Annotated in this window: 7 protein-coding genes and 3 pseudogenes; 2 read left to right on the top strand and 8 right to left on the bottom strand. The window is 64.2% G+C overall.

All coding sequences use genetic code 11. The annotated features are described in order from the left end of the window. Nucleotides 1–78 precede the first annotated feature (78 nt). Nucleotides 79–1,375: pseudogene (gene traG / locus EDC31_RS16880) on the bottom strand (IncP-type conjugal transfer protein TraG); the annotation flags it as partial. 434 nt (nt 1,376–1,809) lie between these two features. Here traG and EDC31_RS16875 point away from each other — a divergent pair. Together EDC31_RS16875 and EDC31_RS16870 are read left to right on the top strand one after the other, a co-directional pair. After that, on the top strand, nt 1,810–2,283 hold the full coding sequence (locus EDC31_RS16875; protein WP_158310358.1) for a DUF433 domain-containing protein: 474 nt from the start codon (nt 1,810–1,812) through the stop codon (nt 2,281–2,283). Nucleotides 2,284–2,302: 19 nt separating this feature from the next. Further along, nucleotides 2,303–2,722 carry a type II toxin-antitoxin system VapC family toxin gene (locus EDC31_RS16870; RefSeq protein ID WP_042061358.1) on the top strand — a complete coding sequence of 140 codons (420 nt, stop codon included), beginning with the start codon at nt 2,303–2,305 and terminating at the stop codon, nt 2,720–2,722. Between the two features lie 28 nt (nt 2,723–2,750). Here the strand turns inward: EDC31_RS16870 and EDC31_RS16865 are convergent, their stop codons facing one another. The 7 genes and pseudogenes from EDC31_RS16865 to EDC31_RS18465 all read right to left on the bottom strand — a co-directional run. After that, nucleotides 2,751–4,496 carry a relaxase/mobilization nuclease domain-containing protein gene (locus EDC31_RS16865; protein ID WP_042061355.1) on the bottom strand — a complete coding sequence of 582 codons (1,746 nt, stop codon included), beginning with the start codon at nt 4,494–4,496 and terminating at the stop codon, nt 2,751–2,753. 228 nt (nt 4,497–4,724) lie between these two features. Then, nucleotides 4,725–5,447 (bottom strand): lytic transglycosylase domain-containing protein, encoded by a 723-nt coding sequence (locus EDC31_RS16860; protein ID WP_132127197.1) that lies wholly within the window; start codon nt 5,445–5,447, stop codon nt 4,725–4,727. After that, nucleotides 5,444–5,785, bottom strand: a complete 342-nt coding sequence (locus tag EDC31_RS16855) for a DUF736 domain-containing protein (protein WP_042062985.1) — start codon at nt 5,783–5,785, stop codon at nt 5,444–5,446. Before EDC31_RS16855 ends, EDC31_RS16860 begins: the two co-directional genes overlap by 4 nt. Nucleotides 5,786–5,843: 58 nt before the next feature. Next, the gene (locus tag EDC31_RS16850) at nt 5,844–6,473 is read right to left on the bottom strand and encodes a S26 family signal peptidase (protein ID WP_042062983.1); all 630 of its coding nucleotides are present in this window, start codon (nt 6,471–6,473) and stop codon (nt 5,844–5,846) included. A 70-nt stretch (nt 6,474–6,543) separates the two neighbouring features. Next, the gene (locus EDC31_RS16845; RefSeq protein ID WP_222592983.1) at nt 6,544–7,266 is read right to left on the bottom strand and encodes a hypothetical protein; all 723 of its coding nucleotides are present in this window, start codon (nt 7,264–7,266) and stop codon (nt 6,544–6,546) included. A gap of 58 nt (nt 7,267–7,324) precedes the next feature. Further along, nucleotides 7,325–7,447: pseudogene (locus EDC31_RS18290) on the bottom strand (hypothetical protein); the annotation flags it as partial. Then, nucleotides 7,444–8,151: pseudogene (locus EDC31_RS18465) on the bottom strand (replication initiator protein A); the annotation flags it as partial. The pseudogenes EDC31_RS18290 and EDC31_RS18465, both read right to left, overlap by 4 nt. Nucleotides 8,152–8,232: the final 81 nt, after the last annotated feature.

Genomic DNA, 8,232 nt, shown 5'->3' with positions numbered 1-8,232 from the left:
ACGTTCCCGGACCTCAGGCGAAAATCTCTGGCTCATCATGTTCATCATGGCTCCTTCTCACAGATAGGAGCCTCCGGGAAACCCGGGACGCTTCACCAATGCGCTCTCGAAGAAATCCAGCCGTCCAAGGGCGGGAAACTCGTCGAGCATGAACAGCAGGCGCGGCCGCCGACTGGCGGCCTGAAGATCCTCGGTCAGCCTCCGCCCGATCTGGTTGAGCACCAGGCGGATCAGCGGTTTGGTACGGCTGATGTCGGACGGAGGGACGGTGAGGTAAAGCGTGACCGGCCGATTTCCCGTGAGCAGTTCGCCGATCCGCCAGGAGCAACGTCCGGTCACCTGCGCCACGACAGGATCACGATAGAGGCCGAGGAACGACATGGCGGTGGACAGCACGCCGGACCGCTCGTTGGGGGATTTGTTGAGCAGCTCCCGCGCGGCGGAGGCGACCACAGGATGCGGTCCTTTCTCGCCCAGATGGTTGGTCCGCATCATGGCCGACAGCGTGGTCGCGATCGGACGTTTTTGGGTCGGAGAGAAAATTCGCCACCCCGGCCAGCGTCTTGTCGTCCTCGGCATACAGCACATGCAGGATCGCACCGACCAGCAGGGAGTGCGACGTCTTCTCCCAGTGATTGCGCTTGTCCAGACTACCTTCCGGGTCCACGAGAATATCGGCGACATTCTGGGCGTCCCGCACTTCCCATGCGCCACGTCGGATTTCCAGCAGCGGATTATAGGCGTCAGAATCCGGACTGGTCGGATCAAACTGCACCACCCGCCCGAAACGGGCACGGAAACCGGCGGTGAGCTGCCAGTTCTCGCCCTTGATGTCATGGACGATGGCCGAACCCGGCCATGTCAGGAGGGTCGGAATGACCAGACCGACCCCCTTGCCGGAGCGGGTGGGCGCGAAGCACAGAACGTGATCGGGGCCGTCATGGCGGAGATAATCGCGTTTATACTGCCCCAGCACGACCCCGTCCTCGCCCAGAAGACCGGCGGACTGCATATCCTCGCGCGTCGCCCAGCGCGCGGAGCCGTAGGTCGCGGCCCGTTTCGCCTCGCGGGCGCGACGGACGGACAGCGCCACCGCCGCCGAGAAGGCCAGCACGCCGCCGGACCCTGCGATCCAGGCACCCCGTGCGAACACTGCCGGTGCATAGGCGTCAAACGCATACCACCACCAGAAGAACAGCGGCGGCGCATAGACGGGCCAGCGATGCAGGATTGTAAACCATGGCGGACCGAGTTCAGGCTGGAAGGCCAGCTCCCAGGCCGTCCATTGCGTGGCACCCCACCAGGAGACAAGGATGATCGACAGGACGACGGTAACCTGTCCCCACTGAACGCGCGTTCCCGGCTGCTGGTCCATGTTCCCTCTCCCGTTGACCTGCCAACAGGCCACAGGAAGGCAGAGCAGCACCCTCGTTCAACGGCGAACGGACCGGATGTCGTGCGCTGACGAAGGATGGCGCAAACAAACGAAAGCGGGCGTAGATGACAGTTCCGGGGCCGGTAGCCGGGAAAACCCATCTTCTCTTTCCCCCCGCCGAGTCTTCCGGGACGCCGACATCACGACGACATGGACAGGCGGCATCTGTTGACGCTCCATCCTGGGAAAGATTTGACGGCACATCAATACGACCCTATGTTTAGGGTCAAGTTATGGAGGGTGGAATGGTTCACGCGACTCACTATACCGCTGCCGAGGCCGCTTTCGTACTGCGCGAACCCGTACGGAGTGTGAAGAAAGCCCTGGATTCCGGGCCAGTCCGACCGACATTGCTTCGTCGGGCCGGTATGTCCGTGCGCGCCATCGAATGGCGTGATCTGTTTTATCTCTACGCGGTGCGCGCGCTGCGCGACGAGCTGACGCCACATGCCCGCGTGGAGTTCTATCAGGCGCTTCAGCGGCAGCCTTCCGAACGGCAGGACGAAATCCGGTTCGGTCGCTTCCGGGTCACGGTCGGAGATCTGATCGAGGAAGTCGAACAGCGCACGACCGATCTGGCAGCGCTCAGCGACAGGGTGACGTTTCGCGCCGATGGCGAGCCTCTTGTCAAAAACACATCGGTCGAGGTTTACCGGATCGTTGCACTGCTCGATGGCGGGGAGACAGCCGCGCAGGTTCTGGAGGATTATCCATCGCTTTCATTGGCGGATATCGAGACAGCACGGGCCTATGCGGAGGCGTATCCCAAAGCGGGGCGGCCTTATCCGCGCCTCAGCGCCAAGCGGGCATTGCGCGGTGCCGGCCTGGAGCAGCTCGACGATATCTGAACATGACTGACCAGAACGCATGAAATACCTTCTGGACACGAACGTCCTGCGCGAGATTGGCAAAACCAGTCCGCACGAGAATGTCTCTGCGTGGCTCGACACCGTGGATGACGCCGACCTGGCGATCAGCGCGCTCAGTGTCCGGGAGATCATGAAGGGCCTGGTCAGACTGGGTATGACGAAACCGGATGCGGCCGCAGCATTGCAGGTCACCGTGACCGGAATTTTCGATGCGTTCGAAGGCCGGATTTTACCAGTCGACCGTCATGTGGCCGCCCGCTGGGGCGAGACCCTCGCCGCCAGTGAAAAGCATATCGATGATACGGGTCTGGCCGCGACCGCGTTCGTGCATGATCTCATTGTCGTGACACGCAACCTGAAGGATTTCAAAGATCGTGGCGTAAGACTTCTCGATCCGTTCAGGAAACCCGGCCGCTGAACAGCGGGGCGATAGTTTCAATTTCGCCCTACAATCCGATCCCCATATCGCGCTTCTTCCCGAAGGACCAATCGACGCCGCCATCGTCGCGCCCGACACCCGAGACGTGCCGGCCCCGCTGCTTTTCCAGCGACGGGGTCCAGGGCACAAGCTGGAACTGGAGTCCATCATCAATCATGGCCATGCGTCCCGCCGCCAGAGCAAAGCGCCGACGATAGGTGCCGGTGACATACTCGCCCGCGACCGTCGGGCTGTGGGTCAGCTCCGTCTCGCGCTCCAGTTTGCGGACCAGATCACCCAGTTCCCGACGCTGCAACGTGGCCAGCATGCCGCGTGGATAATGTGTTCTGTCTCCGTCCTGCCGGGCAACGCCCTGCTCGACCAGGCGCGCTTGACGACGGGCCAGCGCGTCCCTGACCTCAGCGCCGAAACCGGCATCGCCGAGTGCGACCGGATCGCGGGCGATAAGCTGACGATCCAGCCAGGTCACCCCCCGCGCCGTCACCTGCTCCCCGATCGACAGATCCGACCGCACGGCCAGTGCGATGCGGCTGCGGCCCCCTGCGTCCTTGAACCGGCGCAATTCCACAATGGCACCAGCCGGGGCATCCGTGGCCGCATCAAGTGTCGGCAGGCGGACATGGCGCGCATGCCCGTCCACACCGTCGATGACAGCCCAGGCCGTGCCCTTCAGCTCGTCATCGAGACCACGATCGACCAGCCTGCCGATCACAGGCCCGGCGGCCTGCTCCCCCGCCACAACCCAGGACGAGGCCGCCCTGTCGATCCCTCGCTCCTTCAGACCGCGATGGATGCGTTTGATGATATCATCGCGCTCGCCCATCTCGCGCAATGTCGGCTCGGCGGTCTCATCCAGCCGCCACCTCCCGTCGCCGATGTCATGGGCCAGCCCCATGCGTTCCAGATAACGCAGACGACCCGTCTTCATCACCGCGAACTGATCCGGCTGGCGTCCGGGGTCGGGCGCGAGTGAAATGACACCCTGCGCGTCGGCATCCTGCTGTAACTGCCGGTCGAGCTGCGTCCAGCGTTCCGCCTCAACCTGGCGTTCAATGCTTCGGTGGATTTCATTCTCGGTTCGCGGACCAAGTTCCAGCGTCACCAGAGTCTGCGCACGGGCACGAAACCCCTCGCGGATATAGTCCCGCGCGATCACCAGATCCTCTCCCTCCTGATCCTTGCCGCGCACGATGACATGGAGGTGCGGATTGTCGGTGTTCCAGTGTGACACGGCCACCCAGTCCAGCCTTGTCCCGAGATCCTGTTCGGCCTGCTTCATCAGGTCGCGCGTGAACGCCGTGAGGTCCGCCATGTCGGTCGCGTCTTCCGGGCCGATGATGAAGCGGAAATGATGCCGGTCATCCCCGCATCGTTCCGCGAACTCGGCAGCGGGAATGGCGTCACGGTCCGCGCCGAACAGGCGTGCCTTTTCCCCGTCCTTCGTCACGCCCTCGCGCTGGAGATAGGCGAGGTGCTGGCGGAGCGAGGCGCGGCCATTGTGACGGACGACGCGTGCCTTGACCACGACATGGCGCGTGCGACGCGAAAGGATGCGGTTCGCGCGCAGTGCGGCCCCCCGGCCCCGCCCGAAGGTCGAGGGACGACCGCCGCCATGACCCGCGCCCGGACGGCCCATGCCGCCAGCACGATTGGTGGCGGCCAGCACGCGGCCTATGAAGGACTGTGGTCGGCCTGGCGCGCGCGGCGCACGGATGCGGCCGGGACGGACCCGGAAATCATCATCCTGCGCCATGGTGGTCCTGACCTTGCGCCATAGCCTCGGAAAACAGCCATTCTCTCGATGTCGCACCTTGCGACGGCAAAATGACCTTGCGAAAACCCCTGAAAAACCACCCTCCCCGACCGCGCCACACCTTGTGGCTTTTATCTTGCTTAGCCTTCAACCGCCCCCCTCCAGGCCTCAAACCGACGATTTCCGCCGACCCTGGGCACTGTTCTCCGATACCGGAAGCACCTCCCGTCATGGCTTTGCCTCCCCGGATCGGGCGATGAAAAGCGTGCCGATAACGGTCGCGCGGTCGGTGTTTCGGGGATGCGGGACACCTCCCGGCGACGGGAAAAAACCTGCCGGAAAGAGAGAAACAGCCGGGACATTTTCGCGCCTCGAAACCGGGGCCAACATCGCCGGTTCCGCAGGTTTTTTGCCGATAACGAACAGCGATCCAGAACGCCAGTCCGATACGGTTTCCGAAGCCGGACCGGGGAGAAATGCGCCCGGATTTTCGATCAAATTCCGGACCTGCGCGACATAGGAAACCGTCTCTCCTGGAAGCGGTCGACCGGTCGCCAGATGATTGTCGTAACGGGCTGGACCGGCGTTGTAGGCGGCAAGGAAACCGGCATCACCATAGCGGTCGTGCAGCCATCGCAGATAGGCTGCCCCGGCCGCGATATTGTCATGCGGATTGAAAGGATCGGCGCCCAGATTGAGCGTATGCCGAACCTCCTTCCAGGTGCCCGGCATGAGTTGCATCAGGCCCATCGCACCAGCACCTGACACGGCATGCGGATCGCCAGCACTTTCGGCTTGCAGGACCGCTCTTACCCACGTCGCCGGAATCGCATTCCGCTCGGCCGCCTGTCGCACCAGATCGTCAAAATCCTGGGCACGCCCGGAAACGGGCGAGAGCGTCAGCACGAGCACGGCCAGCATGCTGCCAGACACGAAAAGCCGGGCATTCATTCCCGGCCTTCCGGACGTCTCAAAGGCCGGTTCCACACCAGTTGCCATTCACGTCCGCCGCGTCCCGCCTGGAACAGCGTGGCACGGACCGGCTGCATGAACGACGGGTCGTCGAGCACGATGGAAATATATTCGCCCGCCCGTTCCCCGGTTCGTTTCCATCCGGCGCCTATTTCGAGACCCGAATCCCCGTCGCCGAGATGGATGCGGTAATCCGGCACATTCTCCGCGCCGCTGTTGTCCGCTGGCACGAAGGTCAGTTCGGCGTCCAGCGACAGGGTGCGCACACGCCCGACGAAACCGTCGGCGGTGCGGGTGAAAAATCCGATCTGGCTCATGGGAAAAATCCTTTCGGAATTGATAGAGGTGATGGAAAATTCGTGTGCATTACGATCGTCATTCGATGGGTGGTTCGCCCGGTTTCACGGGGATCATCGGCGGTCCCAGGAGCGGCCGTTCCCGCTCTGGATCGGGCAGGTCCGGGAGGGGACCGAAATGCGGCGGCGCTGGCTCCGCCTCGCCGGTCTGGACATGAACCGGCACGGCACGCCCGATGACGGTATCCATCGACAGGACACCGAAATACCGCCCGTCCAGACTGGTCGGCACAGCGGTGTTCATGACAAACACCTGCCCCGGACCGAGGCGCTGACAGCCTTGCCACAGCGGCAGCTTGCGGCCCCGATGATCGACGGTCTTCGCGTCACCAACAGGTTTGCCGTCGATGGTGATGTGGATGCCGGTCCGACAGACGCTCTGCCCCGCCAGGGCCGCGACCGGCTTGAGCAGCGGCACACCGAACGGCAGGTAGCCGCGTGTCGCCAGCAGCGTCGCCTCGCGCTCGGGCAGTCGGAGCGCGACAATGTCGCCGACGCGGACCGGCACGGTAGGCTGGATGCGATACAGCCCGACCGGCACGCTCGCTGTCTCGTTCCAGAGCAGGCGTGGCACGGGACGGACCGCCAGCGACACACCGACGCCGAGCACGGCGAAATACGTGACGAAGAACCAGCCGCGCCGGGTCATGACACATCTCCGGCCGACGCACGCGCGAGGACCGCGTCGAGCGCCCGTTCGACCCGCAGGATGGCGTGGCCTATGGCTTCGGGGATATCTGGGACGACCGCGTCGCCGAACGCCTCGACGACAAGGCTGGCGGCAGACGCCCGGCGTCCATCGCCGAGTGCAACGCGCGTGCGAGCCAGCCAGGCGGAAAGCCCATCATCCATCCGTAGGTGAGCGGCAGGGCCGCCGTTCCAGTCAGCCCATGGCTCCGTAGCAGCGTCGCCAGCGCCCGCGCTCCCGCCCAGCGGTCCGGGGGTGCCCGGCCCGTCATCGCCCCATCCATCACCGCGTCCATTGTGGGCGACTTCCGCCGGTCGTAGGCATCGCTCCACCCGTCCATCCGGCTGTCCCGTTTCGTGGGCGTCGGCAGTGTTTCCAGTGCTGCGTGCCGCAGCAGGTTCGGCGTGTCGATCTGGGCCTTCGCGCCGTTCGCGCGGCGGCCCGTCTCGATCTCCCGCGCGGTCAGCCGACGGCCCCCATTCGGCGCCAGCGGTGTGGGCAGTATCCCCGCATGGCGGTTTTCCTGCCCCGTCAGTTGCGCCAGCACGTCGCCCCGACCACCCTTCGCGGCATCCGACGCCCGTGGTGTCGCCAGCCGATCCATACGGAACACATCGTACAGGCCCGACGCCTTCATCGCCGCCCGCGCGCCCGCGCCACCTTCCATCCGTATCCCGCCCTGCTGCGACTGCGAGACCGGTGTCGGCAAGCTGCCGGGGGTCGAAACCGATGAGCCAGGACCGTTTGCGGACATGGGGATTGTTCTCCGCGTAGAGCACGCGCCGCCATGGAACGATCTCGCAGGCGGCGACGGTGACGAAGCCCGCCCGGTGCAGGCCCAGCGTCCAGCCGCCGGCCGCGCCCGCGAACAGGTCCAGCACGCGAAAGGGTGCGCGGGGCGATGTCGCGCCCGTCGGAAGGGAAGCCCGCGTCATGCCGCCCCCCTCAATGCCCTTTGGGACGTTCCCGGCAGGAGGACGCTGGCGATCCGGTGCAAGGCTGTCGTAGTCTGTCGTAGAACAGCGTAGGCGCATATATAATGACTCGCGCGCGGGCATGCGGGCGCGCGGCGTACAAGTACTAAAGTATATATATAAGTTATATAAGTTACGGACGCGATTTTCCGTTTTGAATCAAAGCATTGGAAGCCAATTCCGAACTCACCCAACGGTATTTCCGTCACTGGACCAACGGTATCATGCGTACCTGAAGCAACGGTATGATTCACACGGTTATGCACAGGATCGGTGGATGATACCGTTGGTGTAATCCGCAGAACTGGCGGTTTTCCACCGGAAATGACCCGAAGCGTATAGCCGGGAACGCTCTGCCGCCGGGCGATCCGGGCGACCCCGGCCGTGAAGCGGCGTCGGGGAGACAGGCTGCCGGAACGGGCATGGAGATCGGCGAGACCGAAGGTCCAGCCGTCGGCCTGCCGCCCGGCATGGCGGCGCGCGAGGCGGTAGAGCCAGCGCTCCAGCCCGCCGTCCAGCCGGAAATAGGCGGGATCGACGCTCAGCACACGCGAGCGGTCGCATACGCCCTCCATGAACCAGACGGGCAGCGTCAGCGCGACGCCATCCTCGCGGGACACCCTGAGATCGCTGACCCAGGTGAAGGATTTCTCGTAACCGGCCGCTTGAGACCGCCCTTGATCAAGCTGCCTGTTTGTGAGGTGTTACCACAGGCCGCCAATTCCACGGCAACAGTTCGTGCAGAC

This window comes from Acidomonas methanolica, from assembly GCF_004346035.1.
Lineage (GTDB): Bacteria > Pseudomonadota > Alphaproteobacteria > Acetobacterales > Acetobacteraceae > Acidomonas > Acidomonas methanolica.
Note: the sequence above shows the minus strand (reverse complement) of the source record. Positions and strands in the feature narration are given on the sequence as shown.